Source organism: Clostridioides sp. ZZV14-6009 (assembly GCF_020658095.1).
Taxonomy (GTDB): Bacteria; Bacillota; Clostridia; order Peptostreptococcales; family Peptostreptococcaceae; genus Clostridioides.
The window spans coordinates 1-20,353 of sequence record NZ_JAGWDG010000006.1; the positions used below are offsets into that span (position 1 = coordinate 1).

The 20,353-nt window shown below is 26.7% G+C and carries 20 protein-coding genes and 1 other annotated feature; of the genes, 5 read left to right on the plus strand and 15 right to left on the minus strand.

Annotated elements, in window-relative coordinates; translation table 11 throughout:
* Positions 1 to 313: 313 nt before the first annotated feature.
* Entirely contained in the window at positions 314 to 682 is a 369-nt protein-coding gene (locus KGF36_RS09685) for a C-GCAxxG-C-C family (seleno)protein (protein ID WP_227854696.1), read from the minus strand.
* 499 nt (positions 683 to 1,181) lie between these two features.
* On the opposite strand from KGF36_RS09685, the gene KGF36_RS09690 reads away from it, so the two are divergent.
* The 5 genes from KGF36_RS09690 (at position 1,182) to KGF36_RS09710 (ending at position 4,937) form a co-directional block, all read left to right on the plus strand.
* The gene (locus tag KGF36_RS09690; RefSeq protein WP_227828521.1) at positions 1,182 to 2,138 is read left to right on the plus strand and encodes an L-threonine 3-dehydrogenase; all 957 of its coding nucleotides are present in this window, start codon (positions 1,182 to 1,184) and stop codon (positions 2,136 to 2,138) included.
* 287 nt (positions 2,139 to 2,425) lie between these two features.
* Positions 2,426 to 2,776, plus strand: coding sequence for a hypothetical protein (locus tag KGF36_RS09695; protein ID WP_227828520.1), 351 nt, complete (start codon positions 2,426 to 2,428; stop codon positions 2,774 to 2,776).
* A 39-nt stretch (positions 2,777 to 2,815) separates the two neighbouring features.
* Entirely contained in the window at positions 2,816 to 3,787 is a 972-nt protein-coding gene (locus tag KGF36_RS09700) for a 3'-5' exonuclease (RefSeq protein WP_227828519.1), read from the plus strand.
* A 107-nt stretch (positions 3,788 to 3,894) separates the two neighbouring features.
* Entirely contained in the window at positions 3,895 to 4,554 is a 660-nt protein-coding gene (locus KGF36_RS09705; RefSeq protein ID WP_227828518.1) for a DUF421 domain-containing protein, read from the plus strand.
* Positions 4,555 to 4,556: 2 nt separating this feature from the next.
* Positions 4,557 to 4,937, plus strand: a complete 381-nt coding sequence (locus KGF36_RS09710) for a DUF4363 family protein (RefSeq protein WP_227828517.1) — start codon at positions 4,557 to 4,559, stop codon at positions 4,935 to 4,937.
* Between the two features lie 129 nt (positions 4,938 to 5,066).
* Here KGF36_RS09710 and KGF36_RS09715 read toward each other — a convergent pair whose 3' ends face one another.
* The 14 genes from KGF36_RS09715 to KGF36_RS09780 form a co-directional block, all read right to left on the minus strand.
* On the minus strand, positions 5,067 to 6,230 hold the full coding sequence (locus KGF36_RS09715; protein WP_227828516.1) for a MerR family transcriptional regulator: 1,164 nt from the start codon (positions 6,228 to 6,230) through the stop codon (positions 5,067 to 5,069).
* 226 nt (positions 6,231 to 6,456) lie between these two features.
* Positions 6,457 to 7,509 (minus strand): BtrH N-terminal domain-containing protein, encoded by a 1,053-nt coding sequence (locus KGF36_RS09720; protein WP_227828515.1) that lies wholly within the window; start codon positions 7,507 to 7,509, stop codon positions 6,457 to 6,459.
* A 410-nt stretch (positions 7,510 to 7,919) separates the two neighbouring features.
* The gene (locus tag KGF36_RS09725; RefSeq protein ID WP_227828514.1) at positions 7,920 to 9,119 is read right to left on the minus strand and encodes an argininosuccinate synthase; all 1,200 of its coding nucleotides are present in this window, start codon (positions 9,117 to 9,119) and stop codon (positions 7,920 to 7,922) included.
* A 263-nt stretch (positions 9,120 to 9,382) separates the two neighbouring features.
* Positions 9,383 to 9,590: a binding site (T-box leader), on the minus strand.
* 105 nt (positions 9,591 to 9,695) lie between these two features.
* Positions 9,696 to 10,436 carry a tRNA pseudouridine(38-40) synthase TruA gene (gene truA / locus KGF36_RS09730; RefSeq protein ID WP_227828513.1) on the minus strand — a complete coding sequence of 247 codons (741 nt, stop codon included), beginning with the start codon at positions 10,434 to 10,436 and terminating at the stop codon, positions 9,696 to 9,698.
* 21 nt (positions 10,437 to 10,457) lie between these two features.
* A complete protein-coding gene (walK, locus tag KGF36_RS09735; RefSeq protein WP_227828512.1) occupies positions 10,458 to 11,891 on the minus strand; it encodes a cell wall metabolism sensor histidine kinase WalK in 1,434 nt (477 codons plus the stop codon).
* 2 nt (positions 11,892 to 11,893) lie between these two features.
* Positions 11,894 to 12,592, minus strand: a complete 699-nt coding sequence (gene walR / locus KGF36_RS09740) for a cell wall metabolism DNA-binding response regulator WalR (RefSeq protein WP_021384573.1) — start codon at positions 12,590 to 12,592, stop codon at positions 11,894 to 11,896.
* 28 nt (positions 12,593 to 12,620) lie between these two features.
* Complete coding sequence (locus tag KGF36_RS09745) at positions 12,621 to 14,000, minus strand: hypothetical protein (RefSeq protein ID WP_227828511.1); 1,380 nt, start codon at positions 13,998 to 14,000, stop codon at positions 12,621 to 12,623.
* 141 nt (positions 14,001 to 14,141) lie between these two features.
* Positions 14,142 to 15,290: a THUMP domain-containing class I SAM-dependent RNA methyltransferase gene (locus KGF36_RS09750; protein WP_227828510.1), complete on the minus strand. Its 1,149-nt coding sequence runs from the start codon at positions 15,288 to 15,290 to the stop codon at positions 14,142 to 14,144.
* A 61-nt stretch (positions 15,291 to 15,351) separates the two neighbouring features.
* Positions 15,352 to 16,155: an ATP-dependent sacrificial sulfur transferase LarE gene (gene larE / locus KGF36_RS09755; protein ID WP_227828509.1), complete on the minus strand. Its 804-nt coding sequence runs from the start codon at positions 16,153 to 16,155 to the stop codon at positions 15,352 to 15,354.
* A gap of 385 nt (positions 16,156 to 16,540) precedes the next feature.
* The gene (locus tag KGF36_RS09760) at positions 16,541 to 17,242 is read right to left on the minus strand and encodes a DUF4253 domain-containing protein (protein WP_227828508.1); all 702 of its coding nucleotides are present in this window, start codon (positions 17,240 to 17,242) and stop codon (positions 16,541 to 16,543) included.
* A gap of 673 nt (positions 17,243 to 17,915) precedes the next feature.
* Positions 17,916 to 18,278 (minus strand): arsenate reductase family protein, encoded by a 363-nt coding sequence (locus KGF36_RS09765; RefSeq protein WP_227828507.1) that lies wholly within the window; start codon positions 18,276 to 18,278, stop codon positions 17,916 to 17,918.
* A 233-nt stretch (positions 18,279 to 18,511) separates the two neighbouring features.
* A complete protein-coding gene (locus KGF36_RS09770) occupies positions 18,512 to 18,889 on the minus strand; it encodes a VOC family protein (RefSeq protein ID WP_227828506.1) in 378 nt (125 codons plus the stop codon).
* A gap of 137 nt (positions 18,890 to 19,026) precedes the next feature.
* Positions 19,027 to 19,698, minus strand: a complete 672-nt coding sequence (locus KGF36_RS09775; protein WP_227828505.1) for an amino acid ABC transporter ATP-binding protein — start codon at positions 19,696 to 19,698, stop codon at positions 19,027 to 19,029.
* Between the two features lie 32 nt (positions 19,699 to 19,730).
* Complete coding sequence (locus KGF36_RS09780) at positions 19,731 to 20,342, minus strand: amino acid ABC transporter permease (protein WP_227435933.1); 612 nt, start codon at positions 20,340 to 20,342, stop codon at positions 19,731 to 19,733.
* Positions 20,343 to 20,353: the final 11 nt, after the last annotated feature.

Consider the following 20,353-nt stretch of genomic DNA (forward strand, 5'->3'; position numbering starts at 1 on the left):
ATATAATTTTATACTTTTTTACTTTATATTACATTCATTAATTCTTTTATTTTCTTATATATTTCTTTATAATTAATATATTTTTTTATTAGTTTGTGCAATCTTATAGACATAAATATATCGACTCTATATATATTAAATAATTTATTTTTATTTAGCATAGTATATTTTTTCTTGTCAATTAATATTTTCTATATTAAATTATATTGACTAAAATATAATCAAATTGATTTAAAAATTATATTAAAAGAAGATACTATTTATATAATAAAAAATAGCACTCCCCTAAATAGGAAATGCTCATTTCTTAAGATTATTTTTGATTTTCTAGTATATCATTTAAGGCATCATATGTGAAATTTATTATTTCACCACAGCTTATTTTATTTTTTTTCAATGAAGCACATATTTCTGTACTGTATTTGTCCCTTACTTTATTCATTAATTCTCTTGAATACTTTTTTGCTATATTATCATCTAAATTATTATTTCGTCCATTTAGATACCCTATTATAACAACTGCTGCATTTACAGCTCCACAAACACTCCCTACAGTAATTCCAACCCCCATACCACTTCCTATTGAAATTGGTATATCTGTTTCATGTTCTTCATTATAAGATTTTATTAATGCTTCTGCACAAGTGTATCCTTGGTTATGATATATTGATGGTCTTGTCATTTTTATACTTCCTTTCAATTTTTATTTTAACTTATAATACTTTTTCATTTGTAGAATCATCTTTGTTATATCTTAATATTATATATTTTTATTATATCCTAAATTTACTTTTATTTCTGTGACTTAGTCACATACTCTATCTTTATACCTCATTAAGACTTAATTTAATAAAAAATAAATTTAGAACTTAAATAAAAGCAATCTTATAAGTATTACTTTTTAAATTTAATCCACTGTACATTTTGCCTATCTTTGTACTTTATCTATCTTTAAAAACAATCTCTATAAATAATACATATAAACATTTATATTACTATATCTTACCTATATACTATATACTTAATTTTGATATTTATTACATTAAATTCTGAAACATTTATTATGCTTTATTAAATTAAGTAATGCATTAATGGGTTTAATTCTTTGTATTTAAACAAAAGATTTGCTAAAATAAAAATAAGCAATAATACATAAATTAAACTCTAAGGAGGTTAGCAAATTGAAAAAAATACTTATAACAGGTGCATTAGGACAAATAGGCTCAGAATTAACAATCAAGCTAAGAAATGAATATGGAGAACAAAATGTAATTGCTAGCTCAAGAAGAATAAAAGAAGGAAATCCTGTATGTGAATCTGGTATATTTGAAATATTAGATGTCACAGATAAAAATCGATTCTTTGAAATCGCAAAAAAGTATGATGTAGATACTATAATTCATCTAGCTTCTCTGCTTTCTGCAGTTGCAGAAAGTAAACATTTAGAAGCTTGGAATTTAAATATGAATGGATTGGTAAATGGTCTTGAAGTAGCTAGAGAATTGAATTGTAAGTTTTTTACACCTAGTTCAATAGCTGCATTTGGTGAAAATTCGCCAAAAAACATGACTCCTCAAGATACACTACAAAGACCTAATACTATGTATGGTGTCACTAAAGTTTCTGGTGAATTACTATGTGATTATTATCATTCAAAATTTGGAGTGGATACTAGAGGAGTTAGATTTCCTGGCCTTATTTCTTACGTTACTCCTCCTGGTGGTGGAACTACAGATTATGCAGTTGATATATATTATGAAGCATTAAAAAATAAAAAATATAAGTCTTACATAGCAAAAGGTACAAAAATGGATATGATGTACATGCCTGATGCCATTCAATCTATAGTAGATTTAATAGAAGCTCCAGCCGAAAAACTTATTCATAGAAATGCTTTTAATATCACCGCTATGAGTTTTGCTCCTGAAGAAATAGCTGATTCTATAAAAAAATATATACCTGATTTTACAATAGAGTATGATGTAGACCCTGTAAGACAAGGTATAGCTGATTCTTGGCCTAATTCATTAGATAGTAGCAGTGCTGTAAATGAATGGAATTTTAAAGCTAATTATGATTTAGATAAAATGACTAAGGATATGCTAGAAAAATTATCAGAAAAAGGAATTGGCAAATAACAAATTAAGAATTTAGTACCAAAAAATTCAGAGAATAAAACATCTTATCTTTATGATTCTATTTTATAAATCTTCACTTTTATATAGTTTTTATTCTCTGAAAATATAAAAGTTTTTACTTTTAACATACAACAAACTATTATTTATAAGCATATTAATAGTTTTCTAATATGGATTAGTCATATAAAAATAAACAGAAAGGAAAAAGCTACTATTGCAAGTATAATAAAAAAACTTAATCAAATTTTACTATACTTTGCATATTATAATACAAGTAGCAGGTGTTAATGTTGCTAAATTTAAGAGAAATTAGAGAAGAAATAATTAAAGAATATATAGGGAATAATTTAATCTCTGAACTTACAGAAGAGTTAAAGAATATTCTTATAGCTGATTTAAAATCTAACCCATTTAAAAGTAATATTGAACTCAGTATAATACCCGCAAATATAGAAATATTTAAAAAAATAGAAACTAAATTGATAGAAGCTAAAGTTAATCTAAAAATAGGTTGGGAAAGAATACTTATAAATTCTATCTTAAAAGATTCCTTTGATTTAAATTACGAAATAAATAAAAGTTGTAATGAGCCTTTGATGTTCAGAATCATTATATCGATTGATTCTTATGACGCTTAATCTCATTAAATAATATCTATGAGGATGTGCTTTTAATTTATGAAATACAAGTTATTTATAGACTTTGAATTTAATATATTAGATGATAATAAATACAAGCTAGAATATAGTGGAGCTGAGTTGATTTCCATAGGTTGTGTTTTGGTAGATAATGACTTTAATATAGTTGATGATTATTATTCTTTAGTTAAACCAAAATACAATGAATTACTTTCATCTAAATGTAAAAAACTCACTAAATTAAACCAGTTAGAAATTGATAATGCTCATAATCTTTTATATGTTATGGATGATTTTTGCAAATGGTTTAAAAAATTTAGTGATGTTACAATATATAATTGGGGTAATTTTGATATTGCTGGTCTTCTAAATTCCTTTAGAGTATATAAATATACGGGTATCTGCTTAGAGTTATTCAATATGATGATTGATATTCAACCTTTTATATCTCAGCATATTACATACAAAAATAGAATCTTATCTAAGCAACTATCTTTACTAAATATGAAAAAGATTTTTTCTGTAGAGGGAGAAATTAAACATAATTCACTTTCAGATGCTATGGATTTAATGAATGTATGTAAATGTTTTTACCTTAACTATCCTAAAGATACTAATATACTTGAAGAATTATACAATAAACTGCCTCCTATTAAAAATCCTTTATATTGTATTCCCTACTTTGAGGATGAAAATTTTGAACTTAAATTTGACAAGACTCCAGAGGATATAATAATGCATCTTAAACAAATATTCAATATATTAAATATAAGTAAAAAAGACATTTATTTTAAAAAAAGAAGTGTATTAGTAAATAATTCTAAAATTATCAGCTTTAAAAACTTATCTTCTTCTTTTAAATTAATAAAGCTCAATGAATTTGAAGAATACCCTGATTTTGTATTGAAATTAGGGGATAAAAAGAATTTTGTTGAATCTGTAGTTAAGATAAATAAAAGTAATAGAAAATCTATAAAAAATTTAATATTGAGACTATCAAGAGTACCTTAAATAATTGAATTCAATTGTTTAAGGTATTTTTTATAATCTGAATTAATTTTTTTATATAGGATATACTAACTTAGTGTAAATATTTTTTAAAGGAGTAATTGATAGATATGACAGTTGTATTAATAAGAAGTATTATATTATACATAACAGTGTTGATTGCACTTAGAGTCATGGGAAAAGGTGAAATCGCTGAGATGAACTGTTTTGACTTGGTCATAACACTTTTAATTGCAGAAGTTGCATCCGTCCCAATGGAAAATAATAATATACCAATTATAAATGGCGTTGCAGCAATAACTGGCCTTGTAATTATGCAGACTCTAATTTCATTTTTATCCTTAAAAAGTAGAAAATTAAGTTCATTTTTATCAGGTAAACCTTCTGTCTTAATTGACAAAGGAAAGATTGTATATAATGAACTTAAAAAAGAAAGAGTTAGTATAGATGAGTTGTTAGAGCAATTGAGAATTCAAGGCTACTTCAACCTAAAAGATGTACAATATGCTATTTTAGAGACTGATGGTAATTTAAGTGTAGTTCCAGCATCAAGTTACAATAGTACTCCTCCAAGAGCTTTTAATCATTTGCCAATTCCACTTATATTGGATGGTAAAATAATAAATAAAAATCTTGATATGGCTGAAAAAGATACTAACTGGTTAATGGGTATCTTAAAGTCTAACCACATAGAAACTTTTAAAGATGTTCTTATTTGTGTTTTAGATGAAAATGACAAAATATTTATTCAAAATAAGAAGGGTGATTAATATTGAAATCTGCAACATTTGTTATACTATGGGCTGTTTTATTTATGCTATTTGGATTTTATGTTAATAATAAATTATATGATTTTACAGAGGACTATAAAAGTAATATGTCTATCTTAGAAAAATCTATAGTAGATGAAGATTGGGAAAAAGCTCAAAAAGAAGCTGATTCTATATCTACTAGATGGTCTAAAGAAAGAAATCATTGGTATAAAGTTTTAAATCATGAATACTTTGATGAAATAGGTCTAAAATTTAATATTCTTGATAAGGCAATTTATACTGAAAATAAATTAAAATCTTTAGAAGAAGTTGAAAGTATAAAAACATATTTAGGAAATATTGTTGAAAGTGTTAAGTTCGATATAAATTATATATTTTAACAATCACAAGTAAGGATATAGATAAAGTAATAATTCTATATCCTTTTTCTACATTCAAAATATAATCAACTTTGCAATAATCTAGTTGCTATTTTTTATCCTATTTTACAATTTTCCATATTTGTTTACTTATATTTTACTATTATCAGAATAAATTTTTAGAGCTTCTCCAATGAATTTAGATGCCCCTTTACCATATTTCTTATCATTTACTTGTATATAAATAGAATTTTGTAAATAAAGTTCTGCTAAATAATCTAAATTATTCTCTCCTTCATCTATCTTGTAAAATTCATTACTTCTGTTAGTTTCATACACTATATCTTCAACAATATCTTGAATTTCCTTTGAAGATGGATTTTTACTTAAGTCTGCTACAAGTTTTTCATATAACATATTTATTTTGGGCTGTTTATTACCTAAATAATGCTTCAAAACTTCGCCAATAAATTTACATGCTCCATTACCATACTTTTTATCAACTTCTTTTATCCATATGGGATTTAGTAAATAATTTTGTACCATGCCATACCAATTATCATCTCCATACTCCATATTAAAAAGTTCATAATCTTTCTTAGATGTATCTGTTATCTCTTTAGCAATTTCTTGAAGTTCTTTTGATAAAGGATTTTTACTTAAATCTGCTACAAGTCTTTTATACAGTTCTTTTAATTTTGGATGATTGTCCTCCAAACAATCTTTTTTAAATTCATCAAATTGTTCTGCTAAAGTTAATATATCACTATTAAAATTCTTCTTTATAGCCTCAGCATATTTCTCAATACTTCCATATTTTTTTATAGCCATTTTAGCAATTTCATCTTCTTTAGATTTAAACGTCTCAATATGCTCATTATATTTCTCTACACTACCATAAGTTTTGATTATTTTATCTTCATGCTCTATTTTAAATTCCTCTAATACTTTAAAATATTCACTCATGTCAAATCCTTTGAAGTTCACTATATTTTCCCCTTTTAAAGTTTTGTCTATAATTTCTATTAGACTATCCAATCTTTTACGTTTTATAATAAGTAGCTTTTTTTGACTTTCTAGAGCATGCATTTTATCAAAGTATGGGCTTAACATTATATCTTTAACCTCTTTTAAAGGTATCTCAAGTTCTTTAAAAAATAAAATTTGTTGAAGCGTTTCAATAGCTTCATCATCATAAAGCCTATACCCTACTTCTGTAATTTCACTTGGCTTTAATAAGCCTATTTCGTCATAGTAATGTAATGTGCGCACACTTATTCCTGTCAAATCTGAAACTTGTTTTACTGTTCTCATTGCCTCACCTCAAAATTTTATTTTATAGCTACAAATATTAATAAATACTTATATACCTATCAGTATTTATTAATATTTTCAAACTATGTTTTCATATTACAATATGACGTGGTGTTAGGGTCAACACTTTATAAATATATAATTTGATTTTTTGAACTCATTTCATATTTAAATTTTGATTATCTAGCTAATACACTTTTATTAAAAAAGAAATCTTATTCTATATTCATATACCTAACATTAAGTATCCAGCTTTCATTTGTTTCAAAATTTCAGAAAATAGCAAAGAAAGTTTTTCAGTCTCATCAACCTTATTCGATAAATAATCTATTATTATATTAGATATTTTTTTAATTATGATTGAACTTTCTTCAAAAATCTCTGCTACTTGTACCCAACAGTCATTTTTGTATTCAGTTCCAATACACTTAAGCATCTTGCTCATTTTATCAAAACCACCTTTAAATTCAACACTATCTGGTTCTTCAATTCCTTTGATTGCATTTGGAATAGTTGGTACCGTTCCAAAAAGCATAACCATATTAGCTAAAATCCTATCATAGTCATCTTTTTCCAATTCGTGTTTCCATTGTGGCAATTCTTTAATAAACTTTTCAAAACCTTTGTATCCTAAAAAACCTGTAGATGGATTTAAAAACATATCCCGCTTTATAGCAAGTGCTTCTTGGGCAATCTGATATTTATTCTTTGAACTATTCATTCTAACTGTACAAATTGTATTTGCTTTGCTTAACCCAGGATAACTACAATTCATACATTCACATAGTTCATCATAAGAAAGAGAAAGTAACTCAGTTCTCCCACAATCATATAAATATATTCTCTCTGCCATATCATCATACCCTACCATAAGCACATAATGAAAAGGAATATGCTCCTTATGATATAATTTTTCATAATATGGCAGATAATACATATCTAAAGCTCCTAAAACAACTGGATAACCAGAATCAATTTCTGATTTTGCTTTTTTTAAAGCTTGTTCATACTTTTTAAACTCATAGTGTTTATATTCAAAACCAACAATAGGTGCTAAAAATTCATACATTTTTTTGGTTCTTCCATCTCCCAAAGCAACCATTCTCTTTAATTCTTTTTTGTTTGTCCTCAGATAACAAAATGAACCAAAACCTGCTAATAAAAAGAAAAAATCATTTGGCAGAGATTCATCCATTTTATTCATATATATATCTTCTATACCATTCCACATACATTCATAATCATGCGAATGGTGTTTTATTTCAATTATTTTCCTCATTTAATCTACCTCCGTTTATAAATAATTTCATTATGGAATTAATAGTATTTTCATAAATTATATCTTTATAATTTCAAATGATATGGTTACTACCTTCTACTATGCGCAGCTTTTGCATGTAGATTTTTAATTAAACTTAGTATAAACCCTCTTATAATGTGAGAGTCAATAGCAAAATTCAAAAATAAGTATTCATATTGTGTAACTTATAAGAAAATCATACTTTTAATGCTTACAAATAAATAGGAAGTGTTGAAGAAAAATAAGTTTTAAAATTTCTTATATTGTAATAACTAAACTGTTACAAATTGTATAATGTAATAATTTTATATAAATATATAAAAAAGAGTATATAAAAAACTAAAAAACATTTCTTATATACTCTAATAATTTCAATTTACTATATTCTATTATTTACCAGCCTTCATAGCTCTAATTTTCAATGGTAAAGTAAATAAATTAATAAATCCTTCTGCATCTTTATGGTCATAAAGTTCACTATCTCCAAAAGAAGATATTCCTTCATCATAAAGTGCATTTTCAGTAAATATTCCAGCAGGTTTTATGTTACCTTTGTAAAGTTTAACTTTTACTGTTCCTGTAACATTATCTTGAGTTTGTTCCATAAATGCATCTATAGATTCTCTTAATTTACAGTACCATAATCCATTATAAATAAGTTCTCCATATTTGTAAGATACCATTTGCTTAAAGTGTAGTGTATCTTTATCCAAAGTAGCACTTTCTAAAATATTGTGTGCTTCATAAAGAATTGTTCCGCCTGGAGTTTCATATATCCCTCTTGATTTCATACCAACAAGTCTATTCTCAACTATATCTATAACTCCAACTCCATGCTTACAACCTAACTCATTTAATTTATGAATTAGTGCCACTGGAGATAATTCTTCCCCATTTATCTTTTTAGGCACACCTTTTTCAAAATAAACTTCTACATATTCAGCTACATCACATGCATCCTCAGGATCTACACATTGTTTATATACATCCTTTTTGTGTTCATTTTGTAGATGTTCTATGTCTCCACCTTCTGTTGATACATGCCAAAGGTTAGCATCTACTGAATATATTTTAGCTTTAGTTGCTGTTACTTTTATATTGTGTTTCTCAGCATAATCTATAGCATCTTCTCTTGATTTTATATCCCATATTCTCCAAGGAGCTATAACCTTTATAGTTGGGTCAAGAGCTGCAATTGTAGCTTCAAATCTAACTTGGTCATTACCTTTTCCTGTACATCCATGGCATATATATTTTGCGCCTTCTTTATGAGCAACTTCAACTAATTTTTTAGCTATTATAGGTCTTGCTAAAGAAGTTCCTAATAAGTATTTTCCTTCATATTTTGCTTCTGCTTTTACAGCTTTAAATATAGTTTCAGTCACAAACTCTTCACTTATATCATCTACATAAGCTTTTGATGCTCCACTTTGTAGAGCTTTCTCATAAACATCTTCCATTTTATCTTCTTGACCTACATTTCCACAAACAGCTATAACTTCTATATCTTCATAATTTTCCTTTAACCAAGGTATTATAATTGATGTATCAAGTCCTCCTGAATATGCTAATACTACTTTTTCCTTCATTGTTAATTCCTCCTAATTTTAAATTATGATTTTTATATTTTTTATTTTTTAATAGAAACTCTTAATATTGAATGACTTTAAAAATGTGGATTCTTATAAAATCATTTTAATACTAAAAAAACCCCTCAGTATTTTTAAATACTAAGAGGCGAAATATCCGCGGTACCACTCTTATTGATAAACTTAGCTAATCAATCAGTAAATGTACAACTACTAAATACACATTAGTAAATAAATATATTAAAAAACGCCTCTTGGAAAAACCAAGAGACGAAATATATCCGCGTTACCACTCTAATTGATAAGATAAACTTATCCACTCTTTCTCTTAAGGCGAGATTACCTACTAACATACTAAATTCAATTAGCATCCTCCAAAGTTCTTTTCACTAATACTTACTTGCTAAGCTTCCACCATCCTCAGCTCTCTATAAAATACATAAAAGTTACTCTCTTTTTCATCGGATTTAAATATCAAATTTTTTAGATATCTCTTATAGAATATATAATAGTTTATTTTTCCATTTATGTCAACTATATAATTTATTTTCTTTTTAAAATGTTTTCTCTTTAAGCTTACTCATACTTTACTTTCCAAAGGCATAGTCCTTTAGCTGGTGCGGTGTCTGATGACTTACTTCTATCTTTCAACTCAAGCATATACTTAATATCTTGTGGTGCTTTTCTTTTAAGACCAACATCTATTAATGCTCCTACTATTATTCTTACCATATTATACAAAAATCCATTTCCCTCTATATATATTTCTACAATATCATCATTTTCTTTTATATTTATTGAGTAAATTTCTCTTACATTAGATTTTTTCTTAGACTTAGAAGAAGCAAAACTAGTAAAATCATGTTCTCCTACTAAGTACTCACTTGCTTTTCTCATTCTATCTAAATCTAATTTTTTACTTATATGCGCAGCATACTTTCTCATAAAAGGACTGTGATATTTATTATTATCAATCTTATATAAATACGTTTTTGATTTTACATTGTATCTTGAGTGAAATCTTTCATCAACTTCCTCAACAGTTTTTACAACTATATCTTCTGGCAGATATTCATATAGATATTTTTGAATTTTATCTACTGAATCCATACAATTTGTTTTAAAGTTTATAACTTGACCTCTTGCATGTGCTCCCATATCAGTTCTCCCAGAACCAGTTATCTCAATGGTTTCATTGGCCATTTTGCTTAAGACAGACTCAAGCTTTTCTTGTATAGTCATGTCATTATCACCTAATTTTTGATAACCTTTATATCTTGAACCATCATATGCTACTATCATTTTTATATTTCTCATCTTAATCCTCTTTCTAAGAATTTATGCCTGTTTAGCAAATTTATTTTTTATATTAAAAATTATTTTTGTTCCAACGTTCTTTTCACTTTCTATTTTCATTACTCCACCATGAAGTTTTACAATTTCATTACTAATTGCAAGACCTAATCCACTTCCAGCCTTATTGTAATCTTCTTGGAAAAATTTATCTAAAACTTTATTTAAATTTTGCTTTTCTATACCTGAACCATTATCTTCAACTGATATAGTCGTTGTATCTTCATCTTGAGAAGCTACAACTTTTATGTAACCACCCTGACTAGTGAATTTAAATGAATTTTGTATTAAATTTATAAGAACTTGTCTTAGTCTATTTTTATCTCCTTGGATATTTTCTATAAATTCATTTTCAAATTCAAATAAAAGTGATATATCTTTTTCAGCTGCTTTAACTTTCAACTGATTTACAACCCCAACAACTAATCCTTCAACATCAACTATATCAACATGAAGTTTTATCCTATCAGAGGAAAGCCTTGAAAAATCCAATAATTCTTCTACCAACTTTATAAGTCTTTCTGTCTCATCTTGTATAATACCTAGACCTAAATCTAACTCTTCTCTAGTTATACTTTCATATCCTAATGTTTCACTCCATCCCTTTATAGATGTAAGAGGAGTTCTCAGCTCATGAGATACAGAAGATATAAATTCTTCTTTCAATTTTTCACTCTTATCAATTTCATGTGCCATATGTTCAAATGTCTGTGCTAAATCACCAATTTCATCATCTACAATCTTCATATTTTCCAATTTTATATTGTAGTTTCCTACTGCTAATTCGTTTGCAAACTTCTTTAGCTCTCTCAACGGTTTTATCAGAGTCTCAGCAAATTTGAGACTTATTAATATAGCTATAATAAGTATAAATATTCCTGCCAATATAAGCCATGTAGCTTGCTTTAATATGGCGTTATCTATTCCATCTAATGAAACAGTATATCTAACAACACCTTCTATAATATTATTTACTTTGAGTGGTAAGGAGATACTCATGACATGTTCTCCTGTATCTGGTATTTTATAAGTATATGGTGTTAAATTCTTAGTCTTTACATCTCTTAATGCATTATCTACATCTTCATAATTTGCTTTTTCTTTACTTTTAAATCCATATTGGTCCAATATAACATTTTTATTCTTATCTATTATTGAAATCCCAAATTCTGAATTCTTTGTTAATGGTTGTTTATCAAAAATGTTTTTGACTTTTTTCTCAAAACTTGTAGTTTCCATTGTAATAGCATTATATTCATCAGCATATTTTATTTCAGATTCAAGTAGCTGTTTAACAGAATCATAGTAATAGTTTTGTATATAAAACATGAATAGCCCTTCAAACAGAGTTACCATTATAATAATTATTATAAAATAGTTTTTTATTACTTTTTTTCTCAGACCTTCAAAATGTAACACTATTATTCTTCCTTTCTAAAACAGTATCCATAACCCCAAATAGTTTGTATATATTTTGGTTTTGATGGGTCATCTTCTATTTTATTTCTTATCCTTCTTATATTTACATCTACTATTTTAAAATCATACAAATAATTAGTTCCCCATACCTCATCTAATATCTGATCTCTACTTAATGATTGTTTAGCATTTGATATCAGATATTTTACTATTGAAAATTCTGTTGGAGTAAGTTCAATCTCTTTACCATTCTTAAATAATTTTCTTTTATCTATATCAAGTATAAATGGTGGTGAGACTATTTCACTTGACTTAACATTTGAATCATCTTTTGCAACTCTTCTAAGAAGAGCAGAAACCCTGACTAAAAGCTCCTTTATACTAAATGGTTTTATGATGTAATCATCTGCTCCTGAAATAAATCCTTCTATTTTATCATCTTCTTGAGCTTTTGCAGTAAGCATTATTATACCAACTTGATCAAAATTTTCCCTTATAAATTTACAAACCTCTATTCCACTTATATCTGGAAGCATTACATCTAAAAGAGCTATTGTAATGTCACTTTCTGTTGTCATTTTTTCTATAGCTTCTCTACCTGTACCCGCTTCAACTATTTCATAGCCTTCTCTTTTTAAGTTTATACTGACAAAACTTCTAATTCCAATTTCATCTTCTAGTATAAGTATTTTTTCCTTCATAAAATAAAACCTCCAATTGAGTATAATATTAACCATATATTAATGAGAAATACTCTTTTAATGCGTCTATAGTAATATCTAGCTTATCCATTTCATTTGCATCATTTATAACTAGTAAAAAAGTATATTCATCACTTTCTTGAAGTACAATAGAATTTTGTGTATTTGCACTTTTTCTATCTTCAAGTTTATTTTTACTCTCTACTACTATATTAAATAAATTCTTACGTTCTGAATAATCAAAATAGTAAAATTTAAATACTGCTTTTTCACCAACAAACTCTTGTTCAACAATTATTTTATCCACTAAATTATTTTGCATAAATAACCTAAAATTGTATTTATAATTATAGTATATCTGGCTTATAAATATTAATTTTGAATTAGAACCTTCTTTCCCATTCCATCTGTACCAACTTATATTAGCAGATGCTTTAGAGGTATAGGTATTTCTATTTCCACCAGCAACTATAGGTATCTCTATAATTTTATCTTTATCAACATCATCAACAGGTATGTAGTAAGGTTTAGTAATAGTTTTATCATAATCACTAAATACTTTTTGAATTTTATCATTTTTCATATATAATATCTGTGTGATATAATTATTTTCCTTTAACATGGGAATATCAAGTACAACACCTTTGATGGATGCCGATGAGTTTCCAACAGATGAAGCAACATTACCTAGAGTTATATATAACTCATTTAGATTTTTTACATTTTCAAATTTGACATAATCCTTAACCTTCATAGTTCCATCAAAATTTGCAACAGTTGCAAACATCTCATTAGTTTTATTATTCAAATGAAGCATTAATATATCTATCTTGTCATCTCCATCTATATAACCAATCTTTACTTTTATATCGTTAAAATCTTCTTTATTTTGAATCCAAGAAGCATCTAAATCGTATACTTTTGTGATTTCATTATCCCTTACTTTGTATATATGCATATTAGTTTTATCTTTGGATTTAACAAGTAAAATAACTTCCTTATATCCATCTGAATCCAAATCATAGAAATTAGCATATTCTATTGATTCTCCATTTTCTAAATAATGGTCTCCTAGTACATATTTTTCACCATTGTAACTTAAGGTTACAAAACCTACTTTATTAACATTATTACTTAAATCTTCTTTTTGCTCAAATACTACTAATTCATCAACTCCATCACTATTTAAATCTACCTTATTTATTTTTCCTACCTCTTTTGTATTAGAAGGCAATATCATAGATGAGTCTGGTTTTAGTAGCTGATCTATACCATCGTACAATACTTTTTTTGTATCATCATAGTCAGGTATCTTTGCCAATTGCTCTGGAGATTCAGTTTTAACATTACATCCAGTAACAAATAACATCATTAAGCCTGATACAATAATAAGTTTTAATAACTTCATTTAACTCCTCCTAATCCTACAATCTTAAATTTTTCTCGCAAAAATCTCCTCACAATAGTTAGACGTTTCAAATCCTCATAAGGTTTTACTTATTTTAACAAAACTTTATTATTTTGATAAAACTTATGATAAATATAAAATCTAATTATTATTTCTAGGAGGTTTAGGCCCTGGATATTGGAAAAAGTTAGTTTTTAGCATACCATTATATAGTTTTCTCTTTTTAGCTGCTTTTTGTCCAAATTCATATTCAAATTCTTCATAAGAAGTTATCAGATAATATGACCAATTTTTTAACTTTCTAAATGCATAACCAAGCTCTTTATATAATTGTTTAACACTATCCTTATCTTCTAATCGTTCTCCATAAGGTGGATTGGTAACTATAAATCCAAATTCTTCTTCACTTTTAAACTCAGTTGCATCTCCTACATTAAATTCTATATATTCATCTACACCTGCTATTTCTGCATTTTCTTGAGCTATATCTATACATTCTGCATCTATATCATATCCATAAATTTTAAATTTAGATTCATTGTCTATTTTATTAAAAGCATCTTTTCTTACATCCCACCAAATCTTTTTATCAAGTGTTCTCCATTTTTCTGATATAAATTCTCTATTTAAGCCAGGCGCCATATTTATACCTATCATGGCTGCTTCAATTAATATAGTACCAGAACCACACATAGGGTCTACTAAAGTCCTACCTGCTTTCCAAGGAGTTAAGTAGATAAGTCCAGAAGCTAAAGTTTCTCTTATTGGAGCTTTATTTGCTTTTTCTCTATATCCTCTTTTATGTAGAGCATCTCCAGTTGTGTCTATTGAAAGAGTTACTTTATCTTTGTGTATAAATACAAATATAGGGTATTTTTCTTTATCTTCTTTAAGCAAACCATCCTCTAAATAACTTTTCTTTAAGCTTTCTACAATAGCTTTTTTTACTATAGCTTGTACATCTGGTGTACTGTATAATTTTGATTTTATAGAAGAAGCCTTTGAAATAGGAAATTGCGCTCCATAAGGTATATATTTAGACCAGTTTATCCTTTTTGTATTTTCAAATAATTCATCAAAGCTTTTTGCTTCAAATTCAGCAATCTTAAGATGTACTCTTTCTGCACATCTCAACCACATATTTGATTTTGCTATTCCAAATTCATCAGTCTTATATGTTATTCTTCCATCTTCTGTTTTTATTATTTCATATCCCAAATTAGTAATTTCTCTAGCCAACATTTTTTCCATTCCAAAAAAACATGGCGATATTAGTGTATAGTTTTTCATAAAACCTCCTGTTTCTTATATTAATTATAACGATTATTTATTTTTTAACCTATTTACATATTTACATATTTAAATTCATACTTCCCATTTGATATCCTGACATATCTAGTGTAACATATTTAAAGCCAAATTCTTTTAATTTAGTGTCAACTTTACTAAAATTGTTATTTTCAAAAAATTTACCTAATTCTTCCTGGTTAACTTCTATTCTAGCTATATTTCCATGCATTCTTACTCTAAATTGAGAAAATCCCAAGTCGGATAAATATTCTTCACTTTTTTCTATTATCCTAAGCTTTTCATCTGTAATTTCAACACCATAAGGAATTCTGCTTGCCAGACATGCAAATGATGGTTTATTAAAAGTTTCTAACTTCATATCTCTTGAAAGTAACCTAATTTCATCTTTCTTTAATCCACTTTCTTTTAATGGACTAATTACTTCTAATTCATTTAGTGCTTTAAGACCTGGTCTATAGTCTCCTAAATCATCTACATTGGTTCCATCTACTATGTACTTTATATTATGTTCCTTTGCGACCTCTTTTATTTTAGTAAATATATATTTTTTACAATGATAACATCTTTCAGCACCATTTTCTTTGAATTCCTTTAAATCAAAATCTTCTGTTTTTAATATAATATGTTTAACTCCAAAATCCTTAGTATATTGTTTTGCTTCTTCTATTTCTCTATTTGAGTGCATCATTGCATGAACAGTTACAGCTATAACATTATCTCCTAATGTATCTCTTGCTACTTTAAGTAAGAAATTACTGTCAACTCCACCTGAATAAGCAACTGCCACACTTTCTAACCCAATCAAATTTTCTCTTAATTTTTCTAGCTTTTCTCTTTCCTTCATTAAATCTACCTCCATATCAAGAAAATATGAACTCTAAAACTATTCTTATTTTTTACATACTTAATGATTATAACATATAAAGTATATATTTAAAAAATTAGAATGTCTTTTAAGTATATTAATTATAATATTAAAGTACTTTTATTTATATCTTTATAATTTAAGCATATTACTGTACTACACTATATAAAAACAAAACAGTGTAATACAGCAATATACTTAAAAGCCATGAAGTGTAAGTAGCCTATCTTCATGGCTAAGTTCACGATTTTATTATCATATAATTACTCTTCTTAGTAATATAATTGTAAATTACAAAAAGATACTATCATTAGAAATGTTCTAAAAACTTAAACTTAATACTTATAGTTTACACAGTTCTATATCAATCCCACCAAAAAAGCCATATAGTAGAACCTTGTATTACCTCTTTTAGAGCTCTTAATGTCTCATATCCTTGTACAATAATATCTTCACAGTACAAGATTAATTCTATGCATAAGTTATTAAACATTTTATTATCGCTAGTTATATTTTTTGAAAAATATTGAACTGTGTCACATCCAATTGCTATCGGGTATGCTCCATAGTTTTCGTACCAATATTTTGCAACTGCTATATGCTCTTCATCACTAGGACAATCGTTAAATCCACCAATTGGTATATATGCAAACACTTCGTAAGGTTTAGTTGTTGGGACTTTAGCTATGTAAACTTTGTTATTTTCTTGAAATATATCTATATTTGTAATTGGGTTAAAACTTTTATAGTCACAAAAAGTATCTTCTGAATCTATGAGTTCTTTTATCATCTCTGAAATTTCACTCTTCCTATACTTGAAAAATTCATTTACATCAATTTCATTATATTTTTTCAGACAATACTCTTTGTAGTTCTCAAGAGATCCATACTCTTTATTAATAATATCGATGTTTTCTTTTAGCAATCCTACCTTTTCATCGATAATTATAATTGGTGTATACCCTTTTTCTTTTCCATCTTCTATCATCGTCTCTAATAAATTGTCAATATCAATATCATTGTTCACAGGAACACATTCAAAACCATATAAATCTTCAATACCCATATTTATCTCCTATTCTTTTTAGATTTAATTCTTTTGAAAGTTTTCTTTTTTTGTTGTCAAATTTTTAAATACTATTATTATTTGTAAAACTATAAGTAGAGGTATAATTTGTAAAAAACATTCATATCAAATAAATTTTTCATTTAATTTTTTGTATAAATATAATGTTTTTTATGACAATATCCTCATATAAATATAATATCACAAAACAAATGTTCATGGTTAATAATAAGTAATTTTGTAATAATTCGTTGTAATATTATGTTATTTTAAATAAAATAAATGATATAATTTGTATAAGAAAGGTCATGTTTATTCACATTAAATTTATTTGAGACAAATTTAATGTGGATATTTTTTTAATAGTAACAAATATCCACAAAATAATAAATAATATTATATTTTATTAGACTTTACGTATAGTATAAATTCTAAAAAATCACATGCCAGTTTGCAAGAATTAACAGATTAAAATCAAGATTTAGATTTAATAGTACTTTTATGTAAAAAGATATGTATTTATTTAATATATTAAACTCAGAAAGTACAAGATTCTTCTATCTAATAGTTAATAATTCTATTGATGTGGTTTTAATCTCAATGCTAAATACTAAAAATACTTAAATTTATAGGTGTATCAATTAAAAATTTTAACTAATACACCCATTGATTTCTATTCTTCCTTTAATAAAATATCTTTCCATACATCTTCTTTAAACCCTAACAGTACATTTTTACCATCAAATAGTAGTGGTCTTTTAATAAGCATACCATCGCTTACTAATATTTCTAGAAGTTTATCATCTTGCTCAGTCTTTACTACATCTTTAAGACCTAATTCTCTATATTTCATTCCACTTGTATTAAAAAATTTTTTTATATCATACCCACTAATATTATAAATTGACTCTAATTCATCCTTAGTTGGTGGATTTTGAACCATGTCTATATCCTCAAATTTTAAATTATTTTCTTTAAGCCAATTTTTTGCTTTTTTAACTGTAGAACATTTTGTATATCCATATAATTTAATCATTGTAGTAAAACTTCCTTTCTAGTTTTTTATCTTAATATTTATATGCTTATACCCATAATTTGTATATTTTAATCAATTTGTATCATAATTACTCTAAGCTTTCAATAAAATTCTTGAATTTTTATACAATTAAAAGCCATGACAATTTAAAGTCACGACTTTTTTACTACGTTGTTAAATTGAAATTTAGCTACTCTATATTATGCTTATTAGTTGTAGGTTTTTTGTTTTAACTATGTACTCAAATACCAAGTATACCCATACCTATCAAGCACTTCAGCACCACCATCACTTTGATCTGGTGGTGGGTGTGGTAAAAATCCTTGCACAAGCGTACCGCCCTCGGCAAGTTTTACAGATATTTCTTCTATTACTTCTCGAGACGGTAGCACAACACAAATCGCCATTCCAGAAATTACAACAGGCTGGTTTGTATCGGCCCCCATTATACAACCTTCATATTTTGTGAAAGTAACACTTGCGTGCATAACAGGATTGCTTGGGTTGTTATCTAATCGTGCAAACAGAGTTTTTCCACCTCCGAAAGCCTCAGCATAAAAGTTAAATGCTTTTTCACAAGTCCCATTAAATGTTAAATATGGAGTTAGCATGGTCAATATCTCCTCCTTGATACAAAATATAAATTTTATATAATTATACATTAAAATTTATATTTTTCATTGTAAAAATCAGACAAACAATCCTTATTTTTTTATAAAATTTTAATACAAATTTCATTTATAAAAATTTAAACAATTTTTTCTTTTATTTGAATATCCTCAACTATACCATCTTTTATACTTATAATCTTATCTGCAACACTATTTGAAAATACAACATCATGTGTAATTATCAGTATAGTCATTCCCTTATCTTTAAGCCTATTCATTATATTTACTACTTTTTGAATAGTATCAATATCAAGTGCAGAAGTAGGCTCATCAAAACAGAGAACTTTTGGCATTAATGCACAAGACCTAGCTATTGCAACTCTTTGTTGCTGTCCTCCTGACAACTCAAATGGATAGGAATTCAATTTATCTTCCAAATCAACTAGTCTCAAAAGTTCTTTAGCTCTATTTTCAGCTTCCTCTCTAGGAACCTTAAAAACATTAACTGGAGATTCAATTATATTTTCAAGTACTGTCATATGAGGAAATAGATTGAAGTTTTGAAAAACCATACCTATTTTACCACGTATTTTTGCCATGTCTTTCTTATTTTTTATTATTTCATTATCTATTATAATTTCTCCACTATCAAATTCTTCAAGACCATTTATACATCTTAATATTGTAGTCTTTCCTGCACCAGATTTGCCAAGTAAGACACCAATCTGACCTTCTTCTAGTTCAAAAGAAATATCTTTAAGTACTTTATTTTTTTTAAATGATTTATTTAAATTACTGATTTTCAACATATGAAAAACCTCCTCCTATAATTATTGTAGCTTTATCTGTAATAAGAATATTTTTTTTCAAGTAATTCAAATCCCTTAGTGAGTATAGCTACAAATATAAGATATATTGCTCCTGCCTCAAATAGTGGTAACAAACTTGCTTCTCTATTCATTGCTATTTGAGATATTCTTAAAATATCATTTAATCCTAATATATATACTAAAGATGTATCTTTTACCAATGTAATTACTTCATTTGAAATAGGTGCTAGTATTCTTTTAAAAACTTGTGGAAATATGATTCTCTTGTACATCGTAAATTTATCAAACCCTAGTACTTTTGAAGCTTCATATTGACCTCTATCTATTGATTGTATTCCACCTCTAAATATTTCTGCAAAGTATGCTGCATAATTTAAGAAGAAAGCTACTATTCCAGCTGTAAATCTGTCAAACACAATTCCTATAAGAGGTAAACCATAGAATATTACTATCATTTGTAAAAGTAAAGGTGTTCCTCTCATTATTAATATATAACATTGTGTAATACCACTTATTAATTTATTTTTTGATAATCTTAAAAATGCAACTCCAATCCCCAATGGAATTGATACTATCAATGTTATACAAAACATTGCTATAACTATTTCTAAACCTTGTAACATGCCTTTAGTGC